This window comes from Vibrio sp. 10N.286.48.C11 (genome assembly GCF_041469805.1).
Classification (GTDB): Bacteria; Pseudomonadota; Gammaproteobacteria; order Enterobacterales; family Vibrionaceae; genus Vibrio; species Vibrio crassostreae_C.
The window spans coordinates 1-650 of the sequence record NZ_JBFRLK010000147.1 but is presented as its reverse complement, the minus strand read 5'-3'; the positions used below and the strand labels follow the sequence as shown (position 1 = coordinate 650).

1 protein-coding gene is annotated in these 650 nt (G+C 48.0%); it reads right to left on the bottom strand.

What is annotated here, in order from left to right; all coding sequences use genetic code 11:
• Positions 1 to 650, bottom strand: a 650-nt coding sequence (locus tag AB4209_RS22240; protein ID WP_372057415.1) for a VCBS domain-containing protein, incomplete at both ends; no start/stop codon positions are given.

Below are 650 nucleotides of genomic sequence, written 5' to 3'. Positions count from 1 at the left end.
AAGGTATTATCTGGATTATCAACATCGATACTGGTCAATGTTCCTGAAGTAGTGACCGCTTTGTCAGCTTCATCGATAGCAACGGTCGCACTACTCACTGTAGCGGCGTCATTAGTGCCGTTAATGATGACCTTAATTGCTGACTGAGTGCCATCCACAGACGTTACCGTGAATGTTTCTTCAACCTTATCACCAACATTAAGTTGGTTGAACGCGCTGTTAGCGGTAAATACCCAGTGGCCATTGGCATCAATGTTGAGGTCGCCATTTGTGCCTGCAATGGAGTCTGGAGTGAACGCATTATCCGGATTATCGACATCGGTGCTGGTTAATGTTCCTGAAGTCGTTACTGCTTTGTCGGTTTCATCGATAGCGACAGTCGCACTGCTGACAGTAGCGGCGTCGTTAGTGCCATTAATCGTGACCTTGATCGTCGAAGGGGTGCCATCGATGGACGACACCGTGAAGGTCTCTTCGACCTTATCGCCGACATTCAATTGATTAAATGCACTGTTGGCGGTGAATGTCCAATGGCCATTGGCATCAATAGTCAGGTCGCCATTGGTGCCAGTAATCGAATCCGGTGTGAATGCGTTATCTGGATTATCGACGTCGATACTGGTTAGCGTGCCTGATGTCGTTACCGCTTT